Here is a 22075-nt window from a genome sequence, read left to right as displayed (position 1 = left end):
ATCAATCCCCATGCGCCAGCCCCGCACCGTCCGCGCCCTGGAAGAGTTCGGCCGCATCCGCCTCTCGCAAAGCTTCTTCATGCGCGATTTTCTCTATTCCGAGATCGCTGCCATCAATGGCTTCCAGAACCTGCCCGATGACCCCGACCTGGCCATCGCCGCCGGCAAACACCTGTGCGAGGAGCTGCTCGAACCGCTTCAGCGCCGGTTTGGCCGCATCTCGGTGCGCTCGGCCTATCGTTCGCCCCAGGTCAACGGTTTTGGCAACGCCAACAAGCTCAATTGCGCCACCAATGAAAAGAACTACGCCGGTCACATCTGGGACCGGCGCGACGCTGCAGGCCACATGGGCGCCACCGCCTGCGTGATCGTCAACCGCTTCATTCCCTATTATGAGCGGACAGGCGACTGGGAAGCCATGGCCTGGTGGATACACGATCACTTGCCCTATGCCGATATGGAGTTCTTTCCCAAATTCGCAGCCTTCAACCTGCAATGGCATGAGGCACCGGCCCGCAGCGTCTACAGCTTCATCCCACCTCGCCGCGGCCGCCTGACCAAACCGGGTATGGCCAATTGGGCCGGGCGGCATGAGGCGGCTTATGCGGAAATGCTGAAAGAGATCGGCTAAACGAAGTCCGCCCGCATCGGCGTGAACACATCGACGAGCCGACCCTTCTCAGGGCAACGACGCTGTGCACCAGCCCCGAGGAGACAATGATGCTGCCGCCCTGCCCACCCAATTCGGTCGCCCCGTCAATTGTCACCTCGAAGCGGCTTTCGGCGAGATAACGCGCGTGGTGGTATGACGGAAGCAAGCCAGCCCACTGCAAAACAGGAAGCCCCGGACAGAGGCGCCCGGGGCTTTTGTGAAATTCCACTACGGATGGTGCCTGTTAGATATGAATTGCGCCGTCACCGAGCGACAACGCCGCCTCACGAATGGCCTCGCTCAGGGTCGGGTGTGCATGGGTGGTTCGGGCCAAATCTTCCGAAGCACCGGAAAATTCCATCAGCGTCACCAACTCATGGATCATCTCGCCGGCATTCTTGCCCACGATATGGGCGCCCAGCACGCGGTCGGTCTCGACATCGGCCAGGATTTTGACAAAGCCCTGCGTCGCCAGCATGGCCTTGGCGCGGCCATTGGCGGTGAAGGGGAACTTGCCGATCTTGTATTCGATCCCATCGACCTTGAGTTCGTCCTCGGTCTTGCCGACAGAGGCCACTTCGGGGTTGGTGTAAACCACCGCCGGAATAGCGGCATAGTTCACATGCCCGGCCTGCCCGCTGAGGATTTCGGCCACGGCAATGCCCTCGTCCTCGGCCTTGTGCGCCAGCATCGGGCCGGCGATCACATCGCCAATGGCATAGATGCCATCGACCGAACTCTTATAGTGCCCGTCGACCCGCACCCGGCCGCGCTCGTCCAGCGCAACACCAGCCAGGTCAAGGCCCAGACCTTCAGTGTGCGGCTTGCGGCCGATGGCCACCAGCGCCACGTCGGCATCCAGCACTTCGACCTCGCCGCCCTTTGCCGGCTCCACATTGATCTTGAGCGAGCCGTCTTCCTGCTTCTCGACACCGGCAACCTTGCTCGAAAGCTTGAACTCCATGCCCTGCTTTTGCAGCATGCGCTGGAACTGACGGGCCACTTCGCTGTCCATGCCGGGCAGGATGCGGTCGAGATATTCGACCACGGTGACCTGAGCGCCCAGGCGCATCCAGACCGAACCCAGTTCCAGCCCAATCACACCGGCACCGATGACGACCAGCTTGTTGGGCACTTTTTCGAGATTCAGCGCACCGGTCGAGGTGACGATCTGCTTTTCGTCGATCTCGATGCCCGGCAGGTTGGCCGAGACCGAGCCGGTGGCAATAACGATGTTCTTGGTGATGATCTCGGTCTGACCGCCAGTCTGCGGGGTCACCAGCACCTTGCCGGCGGCAGGGATGGAGCCGATGCCGCGGAACACGGTGATCTTGTTTTTCTTGAACAGATAATCGACGCCGCCGACATTGGAGGCCACCGTTTCGCTCTTGTGGGTGAGCATCTGCTTGAGGTTGAGCTGGGGCGCCGGAATATCGATGCCAAGCGCCTTGAAACCATGCCCGGCTTCCTCGAACAGCTCCGAGGCATGCAGCAGCGCCTTGGAGGGAATGCAGCCGATATTGAGGCAGGTACCGCCAAGGGTCGCCCATTTCTCCACCACGGCCACCTTCAGGCCGAGCTGCGCCGCGCGGATCGCGCAGACATAGCCGCCCGGGCCCGAGCCGATGATGGTAAGGTCGAATTGGTCTGCCATTGTTCTTGCCTCAGAGAATGATCAGCGTTGCTGCGCCAGTGCGACACGCACAGCCAGCGCCAGGAATGTAATGCCGGTTACCCGATTAAACCACCGGCCGAAACGGAAAAAGGCCAGCCGCACAGCCGGGGTCGTAAAGAAGATCGAGACCAATGCGAACCAGGCAAAAAGCATTATGCTCATGCTGCCCACATAGATCGCCTTGGTCTGCCCGTCCGTGTGCGCAGACACCAGCGAGGTGAAGAGCGCCAGGAAGAACAAGACGGCCTTGGGATTGAGCAAATTGGTCAGAAAGCCAAGCGCAAACGCGGCGAAGTTGCCCTTGTGGGCCGCCGAACCTTCGGTGACCTGGGGCGGCTGCGGCGGCGGACTGCGCAACGCCGCGATTGCCAGCCACACGAGATAGGCCGCACCGGCCCACTTGAGAATGTTGAACAGCAACAACGACTGACCAACAATCACCCCGACGCCGAGCAGCGTATAGGTGCCGTGCACCAGAATCGAGGTCGCGATGCCCGCGGAGGTAAACAGCGCCTCGCGCCGTCCATGCACCACGGCCTGGCGCAGCACCATGGCGAAATCCGCCCCGGGAATAACGGCATTGATGCCGAAGGCCAGCATCAGGCCCAAAAATTCCAACCAGGGGAAGTCCATGTCGCCACCGCCGCAAGATAACGGACTAACGGTTACACCAGCAGGCGCCCCCGGGCAACGCGGACCATGAGATTGACCCCTGCCCGATAGGCAAGGGCGCCCTCGCTAGACGGCAACACCCACGAACAGCATGAGCAACCCGACCAACGAAACCATCCAGAACGACGAGCGCATCAGCGGCACATCGATGAAATAGGCAGGCAGATAGGCCCAACGCGCCCAGAACCAGATCTGTGCGCCCCATTGTGTGAGGCTGTCGGATCGGCCGGAGATTTCGGTCGCGACCGCAAGGGCAATGAAAATGCCATAGGTCTCGAGAAAATTGCGCAGACACCGGTTGCCCCGCGCTGCCCATTTGTTCGGCGGGCGCTCATTATCCCGCTGCGTGCCGGCGTGAACGATCCCATAATCCAGGCGATACGCCGCCGATTGGACGGCAAGATAGGCAAACGCCAGCCCGGCGCTCCAGATAAGAAGGGTGAGTTCAACGCTCATGCATATGCTCCATGCACTGCCGAAACGACGGCCAGCAGCGCGGCATGAATTACATGATTAGGTCGGATAGCCAACAGCTTAGCTGAACTTTTCTATGACGCAGAGATGTCCTGCGCCCGCTTCAGGACGTCTGGCAGTTGCTGATCGATATCGAGCGCTTCGCTCTCGATCTGCTCCAGAAAGGCCCGGCAGAACCTTTCCTTGTCGGCTGCCTGGTTATAGGCCGTCATGATCTGGCTGCCACCATAGGTCTCGGCGGCCTGCCGCTGCCCCTCGACTTCGCCCCCCAGGCGCTCTGTGACCCGGTCGGCCAGGTCGAGATAGCCGATATTGCGCAGGTACCAATTGGCAGCCGCATCTTCATAAGCACTGTCGAGCCCGGTGGTCTCGTAGCAATGGGTGCTCATCACTTCGACAATCGCTTTGGAACCATGAAAAGCCATGAGCTCGCCCACCAGGGCCGCGTCGGCCGCACTCTGCTCTTGCGCGATCGCGGGCACAGTGCTCATCGCCAGCGCCGCCCAAACCACCAAACCTGTTCTCAATACCACTCTCCTGAACGCATTTTACCGCGCGTCCACGCCGCTTGCATATCGGGGCCAAGTGCTAATGGAACGTTACTGCCTGCACCTGTTCCACACACCAATTGGTGAACATGAAAAAGGCCCGCCGAAGCGGGCCTTTGAAACGCACAAATGTGGCAAGTCTTAGAGGTCGAGCACCAGGCGCTCGGGCGCCTCGAGGCTTTCCTTGACGCGGACGAGGAAAGTCACTGCTTCCTTGCCATCGACAATGCGGTGATCATAGCTCAGCGCCAGATACATCATCGGGCGGACAACAATCTGGCCGCCGACCACAACCGGACGTTCCTGGATCTTGTGCATGCCCAAAATGCCCGACTGGGGGGCATTGAGGATTGGCGTCGACATCAGGGAACCATAGACGCCGCCATTGGAAATGGTGAACGTGCCACCCTGCATATCGGCCATGGACAGCTGGCCGTCGCGGGCCTTCTTGCCCAGATTGCCGATTTCCTTTTCGATTTCGGCAATCGACATCTGGTCGGCATTGCGCACCACCGGAACCACCAGGCCCTTGTCGGTGCCCACAGCGACGCCGATATGGGCGTACTGCTTGTAGATCAGGTCATCGCCGTCGATCTCGGCATTGACCGCCGGGATCTCCTTGAGCGCGTGCACCACGGCCTTTGTGAAGAAGCCCATGAAGCCGAGCTTGACGCCATGCTTCTTCTCGAAGAGCTCCTTGTACTGGTTGCGCAGATCCATCACCGGCTTCATGTCCACCTCGTTGAAGGTGGTGAGCATGGCAGCGGTGTTCTGCGCATCCTTGAGGCGACGGGCAATGGTCTGGCGCAGCCGGGTCATCTTGACCCGCTCTTCACGCTCGGCATCGTCGGCGGCAACCGGCGCACGCGGAGCGGCAGGTGCCCTGGCCTCTGCCGGAGCCTTGGCTTCGGCAGGCGCCGCGGCAGGCTTGGCCAGCGCGGACAGCACGTCTTCCTTGAGCACCTGACCAGCCTTGCCCGAGCCGGCAATATTGTCGGCGCTGAGGCCCTTTTCGTTGATCAGCTTCTGCGCCGAAGGAGCCGGAGCGCGGTCCGTGGCGGTCCGTGGCTGGGGTATCGGCTCCGGATTGACGTTGACCGGATTTTCAGCGGAGGGCTCAGGAGCCGAGCTCGAATCCTGGCTCGAAGGCGCGGCGGCCGCTTCTCCAGAGCCAGCACCGATAGCACCCAGCAAGGCGCCGACATCAACGGTTTCGCCCGGCTGAGCGGCAATGGCTTCAAGCGTGCCGGCGGCGGGCGCCGGCACTTCAATGGTCACCTTGTCAGTTTCCAGTTCCACCACGGGCTCGTCGGCGGCGACGGCGTCGCCCACCTTCTTGAACCACTGGCCGATCGTGGCTTCGGTAACGCTTTCACCCAGGGTCGGGACGCGGATTTCTGTCGACATTGAGATTTGTCCTTCTAGATCGGGTTACTGCGCAAACGCGTCGTCGAGGAATGCCTGGAGCTGAGCCAGATGCGTCCGCATCAGGCCAGTCGCGGGGGAAGCCGCAGCGGGACGGCCGACATAGCGCACGCGCTCGCCGCCACGGCCCATCTGGTCGAATACCCATTCGACATAGGGCTGGATGAACGCCCAGGCGCCCATATTGCGCGGCTCTTCCTGGCACCAGACCACATCGGCATTGGGGAAACGGCTCAACTCGTCCAGCACGGCCTTGGCCGGGAACGGATAGAGCTGTTCCACGCGCAGCAGGTAGACATCGTTGATGCCCTTCTTCTCGCGGTCTTCGAGCAGGTCGTAATAGACCTTGCCCGTGCACAGCACGACACGGCGGATCTTGTCGTCGCTGGCCAGCTGGATCGTGGTCTTGGGCGCGCCGGGTGCCTCCGCATCGTCCCAGAGCAGGCGATGGAAGCATGAATCCTGGCCCATCTCGGCCAGGCCAGATACGGCACGCTTGTGACGCAGCAGGCTCTTGGGCGTCATCAGGATCAGCGGCTTGCGGAAGTCACGCTTGAGCTGGCGGCGCAGCACATGAAAGTAGTTGGCTGGCGTCGTGCAGTTGGCGACCTGCATATTGTCTTCCGCACAAAGCTGCAGGAAGCGCTCGGGGCGGGCCGAGGAGTGCTCCGGGCCCTGGCCTTCATAGCCATGCGGCAACAGCATGACGAGGCCCGACATGCGGAACCACTTGCGCTCGCCCGATGAGATGAACTGGTCGATGACGACCTGCGCACCATTCACGAAGTCGCCGAACTGGGCTTCCCACAATGTCAGCGCCTTGGGTTCGGCCAGCGAGTAGCCATATTCAAAGCCCAGCACGGCTTCCTCGGACAGCATCGAATTGATGACTTCGTAGCGGGCCTGCTCGGGATCGAGATGGTTGAGCGGGGTATAGGTCTTGGCCTCGACCTGCTGGTCGTTGAGCACCGAGTGGCGCTGGCTGAACGTGCCACGCTCGCAGTCCTGGCCGGAAAGGCGAACCGGATGACCTTCGGTCACCAGCGTGCCGAAGGCCAGCGCCTCGGCCGTAGCCCAGTCAATGCCTTCGCCGCTCTCGATCGCCTTGAGGCGGTTGTCCATGAAGCGCTTGACGGTCTTGTGGACGTTGAAGTCCTCGGGCACCTGCGCAAGCTTGGTACCGATCTCGACCAGCTTGTCGATGGCAACGCCGGTCTCGCCCCGGCGCGGACCTTCGTCCTCGGCCGGCTTGAAACTCTTCCATTGGCCATCGAGCCAATCGGCCTTGTTCGGGCGGTAGTCCTGCCCGGACTCGAACTCGTTCTCTAGAGTGGCCTTCCAGTCGGCCTTGAGCTTTTCCAGCTCGGCCTGGGTGATCAGACCTTCACCGATCAGCTTTTCAGCATAGAGCTCAAGCGTGGTCCTATGGCCCCGGATCTTGGCGTACATCGTAGGCTGGGTGAAGCTGGGCTCATCGCCTTCATTGTGGCCATAGCGACGGTAGCAGAACATGTCGATCACAACCGGGCGACCGAACTTCTGGCGGTACTCGACGGCAACCTTGGCGGCAAAAACCACAGCTTCGGGATCGTCACCATTCACATGCAGTACCGGTGCCTCGATCATCTTGGCAACGTCGGTCGGATAAGGCGACGAACGCGAATACATCGGGCTGGTGGTAAAGCCGATCTGGTTGTTGATCACGAAGTGGATTGAACCGCCGGTCCGGTGTCCCTTAAGGCCCGACAGCCCAAGGCACTCGGCGATCACACCCTGGCCTGCGAACGCCGCATCGCCATGGATTAAGAGCGGCAGCACCATGGAGCGGTCCGGCTTGCCATCGGCGATATTCACCAGCTTGCCATCGGGCGCAATATGCTGGTCCTGCTTGGCACGCGCCTTGCCCAGCACCACTGGATCAACGATTTCCAGGTGGGAGGGATTGGCCGTCAGCGACAGGTGGACCTTATTTCCGTCGAAATCCCGGTCAGACGAAGCCCCAAGATGGTATTTCACATCGCCCGAACCCTCGACATCGTCAGGGTAGAAGGCGCCGCCCTTGAATTCGTGGAACAAGGCGCGGTGCGGCTTCTGCATCACCTGGGTCAGCACGTTGAGGCGCCCGCGATGCGCCATGCCCAGAACGATGTCCTTGATGCCCAGCGCGCCGCCGCGCTTGATGATCTGCTCGAGCGCGGGAATGGTGGCTTCACCGCCATCAAGGCCAAAGCGCTTGGTGCCGGTATACTTGACGTCGAGGAACTTTTCGAAGCCCTCGGCCTCGACCAGCTTGGCAAGGATCGCCTTCTTGCCCTCGGGCGTGAAGGAGATTTCCTTGTCCGGTCCCTCGATGCGCTCCTGAATCCACTGCTTGGCTTCGGGATCGGAGATATGCATGAACTCGATGCCCAGGGTGCCGCAATAGGTGCGCCTGAGGATGGCCAGCATCTCGGGGATAGTGGCGTATTCGAGCCCCAGAACATTATCGATGAAGATTTTGCGGCTGTAGTCGGCTTCGGTGAAACCATAATTGGCCGGATCGAGTTCGGGCGCCGGTTCATCGGTCTTGAGCTTCAAGGGATCGAGATCAGCATGCAGATGCCCGCGCATGCGATAGGCGCGGATCATCATGATGGCCCGGATGGAATCGCGCGTGGCCTGCAGCACATCGGTGGCGCTCGGCGCCGGCTTACCCTCGGCCGCAGCCTTTTTGCTCACGGCCTTTTCGACCTTTAGCGCAGCCTGGCCCCAATCGCCATCCAGCGCACTGACCAGTTCGCCGCTTTCGGCCTGCGGCCAATCCTTGCGACCCCAGCTGGGACCATCAGCATTTTTCTTGGCCTCGGCCTGGCTGTCGTCGAGCCGGGAGAAAAAGCTCGACCAGGTCGGATCGACGCTGGAAGGATCGGTTTTGAAGCGGGAATAGAGTTGTTCGATGTAGTCGGCGTTCCCCCCATAGAGGAACGAGGTCAGCAAGAACGTGTCGTTCTTTTCCTGTCGTGTCATCGCTTTTGTCGCAAGGCCTTGCGCCCTGCCATCCTTCTCAACGAACCGGCCTGGAGTATCCAGATCCGATGTCAAATGCGGTCATTCAAAGTGGGCTGAATATTGACCGCGTTTCCTTTGTATCTTGTTAAGACTTGCGGCGCCCCGCAAGGCGCCACGGCTCACTGATATGTGTTCCAAACAGCCTTAGGTCCGGCTTAGCACCGAACCTTGACCGAAGCGCGACCGACATTGGTCGCATGAGTTGCCCTCGCCGCGAGCGAGGACGGTGTCATCGAACTGGCAACCCGCCACTTAAGCACAGCTTTCGTGGCCTGCTCGCCTCCAATCGCTCCATCGGAGCGGTTGGCCCTGCGGGACAACTCTCAGCCCTTAAGCACTTCCGCCAGCGTCGCGCCGATGCGCGCCGGCGAAGCCGAGACCTTGATCCCGGCCGCTTCCATGGCCGCGATTTTTTCTTCCGCGCCACCCTTGCCGCCCGAAATCACCGCGCCGGCATGACCCATGGTGCGGCCCGGAGGAGCGGTACGCCCTGCAATGAAACCGGCCATCGGCTTCTTGCGGCCTTTCTTCGCCTCATCGATCAGGAACTGGGCGGCTTCCTCTTCGGCCGAACCACCGATTTCGCCGATCATGATGATCGACTTGGTCGCTTCGTCGGCCAGGAACATCTCCAGCACGTCGATGAATTCGGTGCCCTTGACCGGGTCACCGCCAATGCCCACGGCAGTGGTCTGGCCGAGGCCTTCATTGGTGGTCTGGAACACAGCTTCATAGGTCAGCGTGCCCGAGCGCGACACAATACCCACCGAACCCTTGGAGAAGATGGAACCCGGCATGATGCCGATCTTGCATTCTTCCGGGGTCAGGACGCCGGGGCAGTTCGGTCCGATCAGGCGCGATTTGCTCTTTTCGAGCTTGGCCTTGACGCGGACCATGTCCATGACCGGCACGCCTTCAGTGATGCAGATGATCAGCTCGATCTCGGCGTCAATGGCTTCTTCAATGGCGGCGGCAGCGCCGGCGGGCGGGACATAGACCACCGAAGCGTTGGCACCGGTCTTGTCCTTGCCTTCGGCAACCGAGGCAAAAATCGGCAGTTCGGTGCCGTCAACGCCCGAGGACCAGACTTCGCCGCCCTTCTTGGGATGAGTGCCACCCACCATCTGGGTGCCGAAATAGGCCAGCGCCTGTTCGGTGTGGAAGGTGCCGGTCTTGCCGGTCAGCCCCTGCACAAGAACCTTGGTGTCTTTGTTGACGAGAATGGACATCTGTTTCTCTTCCGTCTCTGGGCGCCAGGCGCCAATTCGTGCCCGTCTTTTGGCGGGCGGATTACTGTTCGCTCGTGGCGGATTTCGGCGTGAGGATGGTGAGCTGGATGACAAAGCCCACATCATCCCAATGGGCAATGAGAAGGCTGTCGTCGCCGCCGGTGCCGACCAGGCTGGCATAGGTGCCACTGCTTTCGGTGGTTACATCACCGGCATAGCCATCGAGCGCGGCAAGCGCCTCGATGGCATGCTCGCCCTGACCCTTGGCCTCGGCGACGTCGATGCGGCAATAGCCCAGAACCCGGTCAGGATAGGTCTCGACCAAAGCAAACATGTCGCCCCAGCCGATACCGGGAATTTCCCGGCCAGCCGAATAGGACCGGATGAACGGGCTCTCCGACTCATCCTCATAAGCATCCCAGCCAGTGCTGATGGCTTCATCGACCGCCAGCACGTCACCCTTGGCGAAAGCCTCGCACATCGCCAATGCCGCGACGGCTTCCGCAGCCGGAGACGACTTGGTCTTTCCCTGCGCCAGGGCTGGTTGAGCAACCAGCATCAGCGACAGGCAGAGTGCGAGGCCCGCGCGCATCGGCCTAGCCCTGCACTGCCTTGACGATCTTCTGGGCGGCATCGTCCAGATCGTCCGCGGAAATCACATCGAGCCCGGAATTGTCGAGGATTTCCTTGCCTTCCTTGACGCGGGTGCCTTCGAGGCGCACCACCAGCGGCACCTTGAGGCCCACTTCCTTGACCGCAGCGATCACGCCCTCTGCGATCACGTCGCAGCGCATGATGCCGCCGAAGATATTGACCAGGATGCCCTTCACCGCCGGATCGGCCGTAATGATCTTGAAGGCGGCCGTCACCTTCTCCTTGGAAGCGCCGCCACCCACATCGAGGAAGTTCGCCGGCTCGGCACCATAGAGCTTGATGATGTCCATGGTGGACATGGCAAGGCCCGCACCATTGACCATGCAGCCGATATTGCCCTCGAGCGCCACATAGGCGAGATCGTACTTGGATGCCTCGATTTCCTTGGCGTCTTCTTCGGTCAGATCGCGCAGGGGCTTGAGCTCTTCGTGACGGAAGGACGCATTGTTATCAAAGCTGACCTTGGCGTCGAGAACACGCAGGTGGCCATCGGTCATGACGATCAGCGGGTTCACCTCAAGAAGACTCATGTCCTTCTCGGTGAACGCCTTGTAGAGGATCGGGAACAGGCTCTTGCCGTCTTCGGCAGCCGCGCCGTCCAGTTCGAGCGCCCCGTTGATCTTGGCCACATCGTCAGCCGTCACGCCAGCCACCGGGTCGATGGCGACGGTGATGATCTTCTCGGGGGTGTGCTCGGCCACAGCCTCGATATCCATGCCACCCTCGGTGGAGACGACGAAGCTGACGCGGGAAGAGGCACGATCGACCAGCAGCGAGCAGTAGAGCTCGCGGGCGATATCGGCGCCATCTTCGATATAGAGGCGGTTGACCTGCTTGCCGTTCTCGCCGGTCTGCTTGGTCACCAGCGTGTTGCCCAGCATTTCCTTGGCATTGGCGACAACGTCTTCAACCGACTTGGCCAGGCGCACGCCGCCCTTTGCGTCGGGACCCAATTCCTTGAACTTGCCCTTGCCGCGACCGCCAGCATGGATCTGGCTCTTGACCACATAGAGCGGGCCGGGCAGCGACTTGGCAGCCGCCTCGGCTTCGTCTGCCGAGAAAATGGCAACGCCCGAAGCAACCGGCGCGCCGTATTCTTTCAGCAGCGCCTTGGCCTGATGTTCATGGATATTCATTCTTTTCCCCTTGGGTGGGCAGACAATGTTCCGGCATTTCTGGAGCCGGAAAGCCAAAAGCCGCTGGCAGGGCCAGCGGCTTGAAACATTACGCCAGCTTCGGCGCGATCTTTTGACAGGCCTCGATCAGACCCTCGACGGCGCCGACAGACTTGTCGAAGGCCTTCTGCTCGGCAGAGTTGAGCGCAATCTCGACGACCTTTTCCGCGCCACCGGCGCCGATAACGACCGGCACACCCACATAGGTGCCCTTGACGCCATATTCGCCATTGAGCTGCACCGCACAGGGCAGCACGCGCTTCTTGTCCTTGAGATAGCTCTCAGCCATGGCAATGGCCGAAGCGGCCGGGGCATAGAAGGCCGAACCGGTCTTCAAGAGCCCCACGATCTCGGCGCCGCCATCACGGGTGCGCTGGATGATTTCGTCGAGCTTTTCCTTGGACATCCAGCCCATCTTGACGATGTCGGTCAGCGGGATACCGGCAACCGTGGAGTAGCGGGCCAGCGGCACCATGGTGTCGCCGTGGCCGCCCAGCACGAAGGCGTTGACGTCTTCGATCGAGACGCCCAGCTCATCGGCAATGAAGTGGCAGAAGCGCGAGCTATCCAGCACGCCGGCCATGCCGATCACCTTGTTGGCAGGCAGGCCGGAGAATTTCTGCAGCGCCCAGACCATGGCGTCGAGCGGGTTGGTGATGCAGATGACAAAAACATTGGGGGCATACTTGGAAATGCCCGCCCCCACCTGCTCCATCACCTTGAGGTTGATTTCGAGCAGATCGTCACGGCTCATGCCGGGCTTGCGGGGCACACCGGCAGTGACGATGACCACGTCGGCGCCTTCGATGTCCTTATATTCGGACGTGCCCTTCATCTTGACGTCGAAGGACTGGGTCACAGCCGACTGCGCGATATCCAGCGCCTTGCCGGGACCGACACCGTCGACCACGTCGAACAGCACCACGTCACCGAGTTCCTTCTGCGCCGACAGCAGGGCCAGCGTCCCGCCAATCTGACCTGCACCGATAAGGGCAATCTTTTTGCGCGCCATAAATCCTCATCCCAGACTGCGTTGAATTGGCGCACGTCTTAACCCTGTCGGCGGAGCCGGGCAAGTGAACCCTTCGTCGTAATTGGGTTTTAGCTCATGCTGATGGGCGAAGGGGCGGTGCCGGTTGGGCATTGCCGACAAGAAACGTTCCAATCGCCTCTCAGCCACCCCCGCAACTGCCACAGACCATTCTGCAATAGCAGAAGGACTTAACTACCCACCCACATTCACCAGACGCGACAATTTCAGAGGCTTTTTGTTGTTGCAGCTTCTGAAAAAGCAGTATCGAATACTTCAGAACTTGGAGGAACGAATGTCACTGACAACCAAAGATGCTGCTGTAGTTCTGGGAATGGTCGCTCGTGGCGACAAAAAACACGATATCGCTTCGTGGTTCGGAGAAAATCCAGCGCGTGTACAGGAAGTGATTGCTGGCGACTACGGCAACTTGAGCGCCGCACCGGCTGATCAACTACTGCCAAAAGGTTCTCCCGGCATAAAGGCACGCAGGATGAAGGGCGCCGTCACAAGGGCAATAGAGGCCATTGATTCAGGCGACGCCTCTGCCGCTAGAGCGATCCTTGTGAAGGCTATTGAAGACTACCAGCGGCACGAGGGCTAGTCGTAATCGCCGTCTCGCTCAAGCATTCGCCTGCAAGGAGGGACCCACATAAGGCGCGACGAATCTGCCGCGTCTTTCTCCCAGACAAACCAGGCGTATCCCGTTGCAGTTGATGCCTTAGCATCCACTCTCCCTTTCACCATCGGCACACGCTCGGTGAATTGTGCGAACTTGGTGGGCGGCCGCTCCTTAAAAATCCCCTCATAGCGCCCGATGCTTTCAAGGAAAACTGTCCGCGCAAGAATTGCTACCCCCTTGCGTGCGACTAACAGAGATCGCTCGACAAACTCCTCTGCCAAGCGAAAGGGTGGATTGGTGATGACCCAATCATGAGACAGGGCCTCGAACGGATAGTCAAGAAAGTCTCGCAATTCACCATAGCCGTAGGCATAGGCGTCGCACGATGTGACAGATGCAAAGTACTCCCCCAGCGGCCTAGACATATAACCGCGCCCACAAGCTGGCTCTAAACAAGAAAGCCCGCTCACCGCTCTCGGGCCAACGATGTATTCGACAAGTGCCCGCGTTGCCCATGGCGGAGTGGGGAAGTCGTCAGGACTATCAGCAGACTCGGCACGCTGCGACATGACAGCATGAGATGTATTTTGCATGGCGAACCTCCTGAACCAGCGTTGCGCCGCGCCTAGTTAATCGACCATTAATAGAACAGCCAAACACCAGCTCGTCACTCCCATTCTGCTTCCGCCGGCGCCGCGTCCCGCAAACCCTTGCCCAGATATTCCTCGGACTGCATCTCGGCCAGCCGCGACAAGGTGCGCTGAAACTCGAAAGCCGTTTTGTCGTCGGCGCCCAATTCTTCGAGCGGCACGGCAAAGCTGGCCGCCAGTTTGACGCCGCGGTCGTAGAGCGAGTCGATGAGCAGGATGAAGCGCTTGGCCGCATCCGATTTGGTGCGATCCATCTGGGGAACATCGTCGAGCACGATAGAATCGAACTGATGCGCAATACGCACGAAGTCGCGCGTGCCCAGCGGCTTCTCGCACAGGTCCGAAAAGCCGATGCGTGCAGCGCCCATGGCCATGAGCGGCACGGGGATTTGGCGGCCAATGCTTTCGACAACGCCCGGCTCCCCCGGCTCGCCACCCGTGATCCTGAGCCACATCTGATCCATCGCCGCGCGCACATCCGGACCCGATCCGAAGGCATAGACCTGCTGGCCGGCAAATTTCAGCCGCCGGTAATCCTGCTCGCTCGGCAATCCGGCAACGACCGTCTTTTCCTTTAACAGCGCAATGAAGGGCAGGAAGAGCTGACGATTGAGCCCGTCTTTGTAGAGCCCATCGGGGACAACATTGGACGTCGCCACCAGCGTCACGCCGCCAGCGAACAGCTTTGAAAACAGCCGGTCGAGCAGCATGGCATTGGCTATGTCATGCACATGGAACTCATCCAGGCACAATAGGCGCAAGCCACCCTTGAGGATGGGCTTGACTACCGCCTCCACCGGATCGGCATCCTCGTCCTTGCCCCGGGGGGACTTGCGGAAGGTGGCAATCCCGGCGTGCACCTCGTCCATGAATTCGTGGAAGTGCACCCGCCGTTTTTCCCGGAAAGGTACGGCCGCAAAAAACAGGTCCATCAGCATGGTCTTGCCGCGCCCCACCTCGCCATGGAGATAGAGCCCGCGCACCCCAACAGGCGCTTTTTCGAAAAAGCCGAACAGGCGCTTGGGTTTGTGGGCGAGCAGATCAGCCAGTACCCGATCGAGTTCCCGGACGGCATCAATCTGTGCAGGGTCGGACGTCAGCGTGCCGCGCGCCACCAATTCGTCATAGGCGGCACGGACGGGGGACCGGGTTGCAGTGGTGCTGGAAGACATGAAGTAATCCGGAGCCTTCCTCGGGCCAGACCCAAGGGCGCACAGGGCTTGAAAAGTCTGAAAAAAGCCGGCCTGCAAAGGCCGGCTTCACCAATATCCTAGCGGGCCATCGAGACGGCCTGGCCGCCGCCCATGGTGCCGATATAGCGGCCGCCAGAGGGGGCGAGGAAAGCAGCGATATTGCCGTTCTCATCATAAAGCTGGAGCTGCGAACCCACCTGCTGCCAGCCGGTCACCGAGGCGATCTGCGGCACGGTGCAACCCGGCGCCGAAGCGCGATAATAATTGGTACCGGTCTTGGCCGTGAGCGGCAGGTTGAGCCGGCAGGTCTGGCCTGCGGCAACCACATTCCAGGCGCCTTCCGGACCGGTGGAAATACCGGTTGCCAATGGTGTGCCGACCGTAGTGATCGAGCCGGCGCTTGTGCCCGCCACCGTGGTCGTGGTGCTGGCTGTCGCGCTGGTCTGGCCACCCAATACGGGCTGGCCGGAAAGACCGGGCGCGGGAGTACCCGTGGCGCCGATTGCTGGCAAAGTGCTCTGCTGCACGGTCGAGTTCTGCACCGGCTGCAATTGCTGCGGTTGGCCGACCACATTGAGATTGGCGGTATTGGTCCGGCTGGACGGAGAACAGGCCGCCGCCAGAAGGGCGAGGGCTGCCAGGCCGAAAAGGGATGAAGCGCCGCGCTTCCAATCCTGCATTGATCACTCCTGCCGCAAAGGCTTAATGCACATTAACACTTGTGGCGGCTTATACCCAAAGCCACCACCCCGATCAATTGCCCGGCCCGCTTCCAATGCCCTGTCACAGCAATGTGGCCGATTTCAGGGCAATGCGCCACTCACGGCGAAGGGTCGGCCATGTCCTTGAGCAGGTCCTGCGCCAGAATGGTCGCATCGGACACCTCCTCTTCGGGCACCTCAACAACAAACCCCTCCGGCCCGAAAAGGTTCGGCACACCGGGCAGACCGCCTTCGCGGGGCTCCATGGGATGAAACCCATGGGCCCTGAGCGCCACGATGAGCACCCGCGCCACGGACTGGTCTTTTACCTGGATGATGGGGGCAAATCTCACAACGCACTCCTCGGCTTGGCCAATCGTGACCAGTCGCGACCATCCCCGCAAGGACTTTCGCGCGGATCACGCAATGTTGGTGCCCCGTGGCTTGCCAAGCCGTCATCGAAATGTTGCATTGTGAAAAATCCGGTCATCCACTGATTTGCGCTGGATAAGACCGCCGAAAACACAGTGAAACGGGATCGCCGGAGCAGGAATGGGCGCCTATATCATCCGCCGCCTCTTGCTGATGATCCCAACCGTTTTCGGCATCATGGCCGTCAGCTTCCTCATCACCCAATTTGCCCCCGGCGGCCCTGTCGAGCAGGCGCTGGCCAACCTGTCGGGGCAGAATACCGGCGCTCTCGAGCGCATCACTGGCAGCGAAGGCGGCGATTTTGCCGGTCAGCAGGCCCAAGGCGGCAATTCAAGCTATCGCGGCAGCCAGGGCCTGCCGCCCGAACTGGTCGAGCGGATCGAAAAGCAGTTCGGCTTCGACAAGCCCCCGCTTGAGCGCTTCTTTTCCATGCTCGGCAATTATCTGCGCTTCGATTTCGGCGAGAGCTACTATCGCGACATTTCGGTGATCGACCTGATCCTCGAGAAAATGCCGGTGTCGATCTCGCTCGGGCTTTGGATGACGCTGATTGCCTATGGCGTTTCCATCCCCCTGGGCATTGCCAAGGCGGTGCGCGATGGCTCGCGCTTCGATGTCTGGACCTCGACCATCATCATCATCGGCTATGCGGTGCCGGGCTTTCTGGTCGCCATCGTGCTGGTTGTGTTCTTTGCCGGCGGTAGCTTCTGGCAATTCTTCCCCTTACGCGGCCTGACCTCGCCGGGCTGGGAGACCTTTCCCTGGTGGCGCCAGGTGCTCGACTATTTCTGGCATCTGGCCCTGCCCATCTTTGCCATGGGGCTGGGCGCCTTTGCCACCGCCACCCTGCTCACCAAGAATTCCTTTCTCGATGAAATCGGCAAGCAATATGTGGTGACCGCGAGGGCCAAGGGGCTCACCGAAAACCAGGTGCTCTACGGCCATGTCTTCCGCAATGCCATGATGCTGATCATCGCCGGCTTCCCCGGTGCCTTCATCGGTGTGTTCTTTGGCGGCTCGCTGCTGATTGAAACCATCTTCCTGCTCGATGGCCTGGGCCTGCTGGGCTATCTCTCTGTGGTCAACCGCGACTATCCGGTGGTCTTTGCCACGCTCTATATCTTTTCCCTCATGGGGCTCATCATCGGCCTGATTTCGGACCTGACCTATATGTGGGTCGATCCGCGCCTCGACTTCGAGAGCCGCGACGTATGAGCGGGGCGACCGAGAGCCTCGGGTCATCGCGCCTCTCCCCGCTCAATCAGCGGCGTCTGGCCAATTTTCGCGCCAACAAGCGCGGCTGGTGGAGCTTCTGGATCTTCCTGCTCTTTTTCGTGCTGACGCTGGGCGCTGAATTCGTCGCCAATGACCGGCCAATCCTCGTGATGTACAAGGGCGAGTTGCTGACCCCCGCCTTTGTCGACTATCCCGAATCCAAATTCGGCGGCTTTCTCGGCGTCACCAATTTCCGCCACAAGGTGAATATCGACGAAATCGAAGCCAACGGCTGGATGCTCTGGCCGCCTATCCGCTACAACCACAATACCGTGGACAGCTTCGTCGCCTTTCCCGGCGCCAATCCACCAAGCTGGCTGCTGACCCGTGAGCAGATCTGCCAACGCTATCCCCTGGGCACCGAAGACCCATTCTGTGTGCCGGGCAACTACCATTGGCTGGGCACCGATGGCGCAGGACGCGATGTGCTGGCGCGGCTGATTCACGGCTTCCGCATTTCCATCCTCTTCGGCCTCGTGCTGACCATCCTCTCTTCCATCATCGGCGTGGTGGCCGGCGCCATGCAGGGCTATTTCGGCGGCTGGATTGATCTCATCGCCCAGCGCCTCATCGAAATCTGGACCTCGGTGCCCTCGCTCTATCTGCTGCTGATCATCTCCTCGGTCATCGCCCCCAACTTCTGGGTGCTGCTCGGCATCTTGCTGCTGTTTTCCTGGGTGAGCCTGGTCGGCATCGTCCGCGCCGAATTTCTGCGCGCCCGCAACTTCGAATATGTCAATGCCGCCCGCGCCCTGGGCGTCTCCAACCGGCGGATCATGTGGCGGCACCTGCTTCCCAACGCCATGGTCGCCACGCTCACCTTCATGCCCTTTATTCTTTCAGGCTCGGTCGCAACCCTGACCTCGCTGGATTTCCTCGGCTTCGGCCTGCCCGTCACCGCACCATCGCTGGGACGCCTCTTGGCGGAAGGCAAATCCAGCCTCGACGCCCCCTGGCTGGCCCTGACCGGCTTCCTCACCGTCGCCATCATGATGACCCTTCTGGTCTTCATCGGCGAAGCCGTCCGCGACGCCTTCGATCCGCGAAAGACGTTCCGATGAGCGCCCCCCTCCTCTCGGTCCGCGACCTCTCCGTCCACTTCGGCGCCAATGCCGCTGTCGACAAGGTGTCCTTTGACCTGACGGCGGGCGAGACCCTGGCGTTGGTGGGCGAAAGCGGGTCAGGAAAGTCGATTACCGCTCTTTCCCTGCTCGGCCTGCAACCGCCTACAGCTTCGGTGACCGGGCAGGTTCAATTCGACGGCACTGAGCTTGTCGGTGCCGATGCGGCAAGCTTGCGCGCGATGCGCGGCAATCAGGTGGGCATGATTTTTCAGGAGCCGATGAGTTCGCTCAATCCGGTCCACACCATCGGCAAGCAGATCGGGGAAGTCCTCAGCGTGCATCAGGGCCTGCGCCGCAATGCTGCCCGCGCCCGCACACTGGAGCTGCTCGACGCTGTCGGCATCCCCGATCCGCTGCGCCGCATCGACGATTATCCGCACCAGCTTTCCGGCGGGCAGCGCCAACGCGCCATGATCGCCATGGCCCTGGCTAATGAGCCCAAGATGCTGATCGCCGACGAGCCAACCACCGCGCTCGACGTCACCGTGCAGGCCCAGGTGCTGGACCTGCTCAAATCCCTGCAGCAGGCCCATGGCATGGCCCTGCTGTTCATCACCCACGACCTTTCCATCGTCCGCCACATTGCCGACCGGGTCTGTGTGATGACCAATGGGCAGATGGTGGAAACGGGGCCCACCGAGGCCATCTTCGCAGCGCCCACACACCACTACACCAGACAATTGCTGGCAGCCGCGCCAGCGGGTGATCCGGCGCCCCTGCCAGTCGAAACCAGCGATGTGGTGTCCACGCAGGACCTCAAGGTGTGGTTTCCCATTCGCCGCGGCCTGCTGCGCCGCACGGTCGGACACATCCGCGCCGTCGACGGCGTGGACTTAAGCATTCGCAAGGGCGAAACCCTGGGTGTGGTCGGCGAAAGCGGTTCGGGCAAATCCTCGCTCGGCTATGCCCTCTTGCGCCTGATCCCCTCGACCGGCCGCATCGTGCTGCTTGGCAATGAGGTCCAGTCCCGTTCCTGGAATGCGCTGCGACCCTTGCGCAAGCACATGCAGATCGTTTTTCAGGACCCCTTCGGATCGCTCAGCCCGCGCATGTCGGTGGGCGAAATTGTCGGCGAGGGCCTCAAGGTCCACATGCCCGGACTGTCAGCCCAGGAGCGGGACGGCAAGGTCGCGGCCGCCCTTAAGGAAGTCGGGCTCGACATTGCCACGGCCGCCCGCTACCCGCACGAGTTCTCCGGCGGACAGCGACAGCGTATCGCCATCGCCCGCGCCCTGGTGCTTGAACCCGATTTTCTGGTGCTCGACGAGCCGACCTCGGCGCTCGATGTCTCCATCCAGTCCCAGATCATCGATCTGCTACGCGACATCCAGCAGCGCCGGCAGTTGAGCTATCTATTCATCAGCCACGATCTGCGCGTGGTCAAAGCCCTGGCGCACCGCCTGATCGTCATGCGCAATGGCCAGGTCGTCGAACAAGGTGAGGCCGCCACTATCCTTGCGGACCCGCAGCAAGCCTATACCCGCCAATTGCTCGCCGCCGCCTTCGATCTCGCCGCGCCGTCAAATGTGACGGATGATCGATTGCCGCCGCCCCCCACAACCGGATAACCTCTTGATCGACTGTCCCATTCGGAGCCACGCCATGACGCTGCCCCTCAAGTTCTCCTCGCTCCTCGTCATCGGCCTACTTGCAGCCGGGACGGTGAGCCCGGCCCTGGCACAGACCCCCACCGATGTCTGGACCAATTCCTTTACCCTTGAGGGAGAGCCCAAATACGGTCCTGACTACACCCATTTCGACTATGTCAATGTCGATGCCCCCAAGGGCGGCATGGTGCGTCTGGGCGACATGGGCGGCTTCGACACCTTCAACCCCATCCTGCCCAAAGGCGAGGTGGCTGGCGGCATCGGGCTGCTCTACGAGACGCTGATGACCCCGTCCTTTGACGAGAACAATACCTACTACGTGCATCTGGCCGAGGCGCTGAAGATTGCCCCGGACTATGGCGCCGTGACCTTCCGCATGGACGCCGACGCCAAATGGCACGACGGCGAACCGGTGACTGCTGAGGACGTGGTGTGGACCTTCGAAAAGCTGATCGAGGTCAATCCTGACCGCGCGCAATACTATGCTAACGTCACCTCGGCCGAAGTCACCGCGCCTGGCGAAGTCACCTTCACCTTCAACCAGACCGACAATCGCGAATTGCCGCTGATCCTGGGGCAATTGCTGGTGCTGCCGCAGCACTGGTGGGAAGGCACCAATGCCGAGGGCGAGACCCGCTCGATTGCCGAATCGACGCTCGAGCCGCCGCTGGGTTCAGGCCCCTATCGCCTCGCCAGCTTCGATGCCGGCCGCTCGATCACCTATCAGCGCGTCGAGGACTATTGGGGTATCGATCACCCGACTCAAATCGGGCAGAACAATTTCGACGAGTACCGCATCGAATATTTCCTTGACCTGACCGTCATGTTCGAAGCCTTCAAGGGTGACCAGTTCGACTGGTGGAGCGAGAACCAGGCCCGTCGCTGGGCCACGGCCTATGACTTTCCCGCTGTCCAGGAAGGACGCGTTATCAGGGAATTGTTCCCGCAGGACTATAATGGCTCGGGCGTATTGGTCGGCTTCATCATGAACCTGCGGCGCGACAAGTTTGCCGACCCACTGGTGCGCGAAGCGATGAATTACGCCTTCGATTTCGAGGAATTGAGCAACACGCTGTTCTATGGCCAGTATGAGCGTATCGACAGCTTCTTCTTCGGCCTGCCCTTCAAGTCCACGGGCCTGCCCGAGGGCGAGGAACTGGAAATCCTTGAAAGCGTGCGCGACCAGATCCCGGAAAAAGTGTTCACCACGCCCTACACCAATCCGGTCAGCGGCGATCCGACCAAGCTGCGCGAAAACCTGCGCACGGCGCTGAACCTGTTCACAGAGGCAGGTTACACGCTTGAGGGCACGCAGATGCTTGACCCCGACGGCCAACCCTTCACCTTCGAAATCCTGCTCAATGGCCCCACCATCGAGCCGGTGGCGCATAATCTGGTCACCAATCTGGCCCAGATCGGCATCACCGCCACCATTCGCACGGTCGACAGCCCGCAATTCATCAACCGCGCCCGCAGCTTTGACTATGACATGATCTATGCTGGCTGGGCCCAGTCCTATTCGCCGGGCAATGAGCAACGCTTCTTTTTCGGTTCGTCCACTGCCGATCAGCAGGGTGCGCAGAACTACGCCGGCGTGGCCGACCCCGCTGTGGATGCGCTGATAGAAAAACTGATCGTTGCCGACGACCGCGAGACCCAGGAAGCGGCGACCAAGGCGCTCGATCGCGTGCTGCTCAACAAGCACTTCGTCATCCCCAGTTACACCTTGCGCACCACGCGCTCGGCCCGCTGGGACCGTTTCAGCCGCCCCGAGGAACTGCCCGAGTTCTCGTCAGGCTTCCCGACGCTCTGGTGGTGGGATGAGGACAAGGCGGAGAAAACCGGGGGCGCCACGGCGCAATAGGTAAAGGGCGGCTCATGGGCCGCCC

20 protein-coding genes are annotated in these 22075 nt (G+C 61.0%); 6 read left to right on the top strand and 14 right to left on the bottom strand.

The window, feature by feature from the left end:
• The first annotated feature begins 10 nt into the window (after window positions 1-10).
• The gene (locus ACE4RL_RS07445) at window positions 11-631 is read left to right on the top strand and encodes a hypothetical protein (protein ID WP_375599867.1); all 621 of its coding nucleotides are present in this window, start codon (window positions 11-13) and stop codon (window positions 629-631) included.
• A gap of 265 nt (window positions 632-896) precedes the next feature.
• Here the strand turns inward: ACE4RL_RS07445 and lpdA are convergent, their stop codons facing one another.
• From lpdA to mdh, 10 genes are all read right to left on the bottom strand, one after another.
• Entirely contained in the window at window positions 897-2306 is a 1410-nt protein-coding gene (gene lpdA / locus ACE4RL_RS07440) for a dihydrolipoyl dehydrogenase (protein WP_375599866.1), read from the bottom strand.
• Window positions 2307-2327: 21 nt separating this feature from the next.
• Window positions 2328-2960 (bottom strand): LysE family translocator, encoded by a 633-nt coding sequence (locus ACE4RL_RS07435; protein WP_375599865.1) that lies wholly within the window; start codon window positions 2958-2960, stop codon window positions 2328-2330.
• Between the two features lie 105 nt (window positions 2961-3065).
• Entirely contained in the window at window positions 3066-3455 is a 390-nt protein-coding gene (locus ACE4RL_RS07430) for an MAPEG family protein (RefSeq protein WP_157290463.1), read from the bottom strand.
• Window positions 3456-3547: 92 nt separating this feature from the next.
• On the bottom strand, window positions 3548-4000 hold the full coding sequence (locus tag ACE4RL_RS07425; protein ID WP_375599864.1) for a hypothetical protein: 453 nt from the start codon (window positions 3998-4000) through the stop codon (window positions 3548-3550).
• 162 nt (window positions 4001-4162) lie between these two features.
• Entirely contained in the window at window positions 4163-5428 is a 1266-nt protein-coding gene (gene odhB / locus ACE4RL_RS07420; protein WP_375599863.1) for a 2-oxoglutarate dehydrogenase complex dihydrolipoyllysine-residue succinyltransferase, read from the bottom strand.
• Between the two features lie 24 nt (window positions 5429-5452).
• Entirely contained in the window at window positions 5453-8452 is a 3000-nt protein-coding gene (locus ACE4RL_RS07415) for a 2-oxoglutarate dehydrogenase E1 component (RefSeq protein ID WP_375599862.1), read from the bottom strand.
• 365 nt (window positions 8453-8817) lie between these two features.
• Entirely contained in the window at window positions 8818-9723 is a 906-nt protein-coding gene (sucD, locus tag ACE4RL_RS07410) for a succinate--CoA ligase subunit alpha (RefSeq protein ID WP_375599861.1), read from the bottom strand.
• 61 nt (window positions 9724-9784) lie between these two features.
• Window positions 9785-10315, bottom strand: a complete 531-nt coding sequence (locus tag ACE4RL_RS07405; protein WP_375599860.1) for a hypothetical protein — start codon at window positions 10313-10315, stop codon at window positions 9785-9787.
• Between the two features lie 4 nt (window positions 10316-10319).
• Window positions 10320-11513, bottom strand: a complete 1194-nt coding sequence (gene sucC, locus ACE4RL_RS07400; RefSeq protein WP_375599859.1) for an ADP-forming succinate--CoA ligase subunit beta — start codon at window positions 11511-11513, stop codon at window positions 10320-10322.
• 88 nt (window positions 11514-11601) lie between these two features.
• A complete protein-coding gene (gene mdh / locus ACE4RL_RS07395) occupies window positions 11602-12564 on the bottom strand; it encodes a malate dehydrogenase (RefSeq protein WP_375599858.1) in 963 nt (320 codons plus the stop codon).
• A 124-nt stretch (window positions 12565-12688) separates the two neighbouring features.
• On the opposite strand from mdh, the gene ACE4RL_RS07390 reads away from it, so the two are divergent.
• Entirely contained in the window at window positions 12689-13186 is a 498-nt protein-coding gene (locus ACE4RL_RS07390; protein WP_375599857.1) for a hypothetical protein, read from the top strand.
• Here the strand turns inward: ACE4RL_RS07390 and ACE4RL_RS07385 are convergent.
• From ACE4RL_RS07385 to ACE4RL_RS07370, 4 genes are all read right to left on the bottom strand, one after another.
• The gene (locus ACE4RL_RS07385; protein WP_375599856.1) at window positions 13183-13797 is read right to left on the bottom strand and encodes an SAM-dependent methyltransferase; all 615 of its coding nucleotides are present in this window, start codon (window positions 13795-13797) and stop codon (window positions 13183-13185) included. The two genes, ACE4RL_RS07390 and ACE4RL_RS07385, sit on opposite strands and share 4 nt — an antisense overlap.
• 74 nt (window positions 13798-13871) lie before the next feature.
• Window positions 13872-15026, bottom strand: coding sequence for a cell division protein ZapE (zapE, locus tag ACE4RL_RS07380; protein ID WP_375599855.1), 1155 nt, complete (start codon window positions 15024-15026; stop codon window positions 13872-13874).
• 98 nt (window positions 15027-15124) lie between these two features.
• Window positions 15125-15727 carry an AprI/Inh family metalloprotease inhibitor gene (locus ACE4RL_RS07375; RefSeq protein WP_375599854.1) on the bottom strand — a complete coding sequence of 201 codons (603 nt, stop codon included), beginning with the start codon at window positions 15725-15727 and terminating at the stop codon, window positions 15125-15127.
• A gap of 140 nt (window positions 15728-15867) precedes the next feature.
• A complete protein-coding gene (locus ACE4RL_RS07370) occupies window positions 15868-16101 on the bottom strand; it encodes a hypothetical protein (RefSeq protein WP_375599853.1) in 234 nt (77 codons plus the stop codon).
• A gap of 199 nt (window positions 16102-16300) precedes the next feature.
• On the opposite strand from ACE4RL_RS07370, the gene ACE4RL_RS07365 reads away from it, so the two are divergent.
• From ACE4RL_RS07365 to ACE4RL_RS07350, 4 genes are read left to right on the top strand one after another with little or no spacing between them, the layout of a single operon-like run.
• Complete coding sequence (locus ACE4RL_RS07365; RefSeq protein WP_375599852.1) at window positions 16301-17395, top strand: microcin C ABC transporter permease YejB; 1095 nt, start codon at window positions 16301-16303, stop codon at window positions 17393-17395.
• Window positions 17392-18516 (top strand): ABC transporter permease, encoded by a 1125-nt coding sequence (locus tag ACE4RL_RS07360; protein ID WP_375599851.1) that lies wholly within the window; start codon window positions 17392-17394, stop codon window positions 18514-18516. Before ACE4RL_RS07365 ends, ACE4RL_RS07360 begins: the two co-directional genes overlap by 4 nt.
• Window positions 18513-20147 carry an ABC transporter ATP-binding protein gene (locus ACE4RL_RS07355; RefSeq protein WP_375599850.1) on the top strand — a complete coding sequence of 545 codons (1635 nt, stop codon included), beginning with the start codon at window positions 18513-18515 and terminating at the stop codon, window positions 20145-20147. Before ACE4RL_RS07360 ends, ACE4RL_RS07355 begins: the two co-directional genes overlap by 4 nt.
• Before the next feature lie 34 nt (window positions 20148-20181).
• On the top strand, window positions 20182-22050 hold the full coding sequence (locus ACE4RL_RS07350) for an extracellular solute-binding protein (protein WP_375599849.1): 1869 nt from the start codon (window positions 20182-20184) through the stop codon (window positions 22048-22050).
• Window positions 22051-22075: the final 25 nt, after the last annotated feature.

It is taken from the genome of Devosia polycyclovorans (assembly GCF_042181575.1).
Classification (GTDB): Bacteria; Pseudomonadota; Alphaproteobacteria; order Rhizobiales; family Devosiaceae; genus Devosia; species Devosia polycyclovorans.
The sequence above is the reverse complement of the archived record's forward strand: the minus strand, read 5'-3'. Positions and strand labels throughout refer to the sequence as shown.

Excerpts from the sequence above, each read along its gene's own strand:
- ACE4RL_RS07385 (WP_375599856.1), bottom strand. The coding sequence starts at position 13,797 with ATGCAAAATACATCTCATGCTGTCATGTCGCAGCGTGCCGAGTCTGCT.
- sucD (WP_375599861.1), bottom strand. The coding sequence starts at position 9,723 with ATGTCCATTCTCGTCAACAAAGACACCAAGGTTCTTGTGCAGGGGCTG.
- ACE4RL_RS07355 (WP_375599850.1), top strand. The coding sequence starts at position 18,513 with ATGAGCGCCCCCCTCCTCTCGGTCCGCGACCTCTCCGTCCACTTCGGC.
- ACE4RL_RS07405 (WP_375599860.1), bottom strand. The coding sequence starts at position 10,315 with ATGCGCGCGGGCCTCGCACTCTGCCTGTCGCTGATGCTGGTTGCTCAA.
- sucC (WP_375599859.1), bottom strand. The coding sequence starts at position 11,513 with ATGAATATCCATGAACATCAGGCCAAGGCGCTGCTGAAAGAATACGGC.
- ACE4RL_RS07360 (WP_375599851.1), top strand. The coding sequence starts at position 17,392 with ATGAGCGGGGCGACCGAGAGCCTCGGGTCATCGCGCCTCTCCCCGCTC.
- ACE4RL_RS07445 (WP_375599867.1), top strand. The coding sequence starts at position 11 with ATGCGCCAGCCCCGCACCGTCCGCGCCCTGGAAGAGTTCGGCCGCATC.
- ACE4RL_RS07365 (WP_375599852.1), top strand. The coding sequence starts at position 16,301 with ATGGGCGCCTATATCATCCGCCGCCTCTTGCTGATGATCCCAACCGTT.
- odhB (WP_375599863.1), bottom strand. The coding sequence starts at position 5,428 with ATGTCGACAGAAATCCGCGTCCCGACCCTGGGTGAAAGCGTTACCGAA.
- ACE4RL_RS07435 (WP_375599865.1), bottom strand. The coding sequence starts at position 2,960 with ATGGACTTCCCCTGGTTGGAATTTTTGGGCCTGATGCTGGCCTTCGGC.
- ACE4RL_RS07350 (WP_375599849.1), top strand. The coding sequence starts at position 20,182 with ATGACGCTGCCCCTCAAGTTCTCCTCGCTCCTCGTCATCGGCCTACTT.
- ACE4RL_RS07415 (WP_375599862.1), bottom strand. The coding sequence starts at position 8,452 with ATGACACGACAGGAAAAGAACGACACGTTCTTGCTGACCTCGTTCCTC.
- ACE4RL_RS07375 (WP_375599854.1), bottom strand. The coding sequence starts at position 15,727 with ATGCAGGATTGGAAGCGCGGCGCTTCATCCCTTTTCGGCCTGGCAGCC.
- mdh (WP_375599858.1), bottom strand. The coding sequence starts at position 12,564 with ATGGCGCGCAAAAAGATTGCCCTTATCGGTGCAGGTCAGATTGGCGGG.
- lpdA (WP_375599866.1), bottom strand. The coding sequence starts at position 2,306 with ATGGCAGACCAATTCGACCTTACCATCATCGGCTCGGGCCCGGGCGGC.
- ACE4RL_RS07430 (WP_157290463.1), bottom strand. The coding sequence starts at position 3,455 with ATGAGCGTTGAACTCACCCTTCTTATCTGGAGCGCCGGGCTGGCGTTT.
- zapE (WP_375599855.1), bottom strand. The coding sequence starts at position 15,026 with ATGTCTTCCAGCACCACTGCAACCCGGTCCCCCGTCCGTGCCGCCTAT.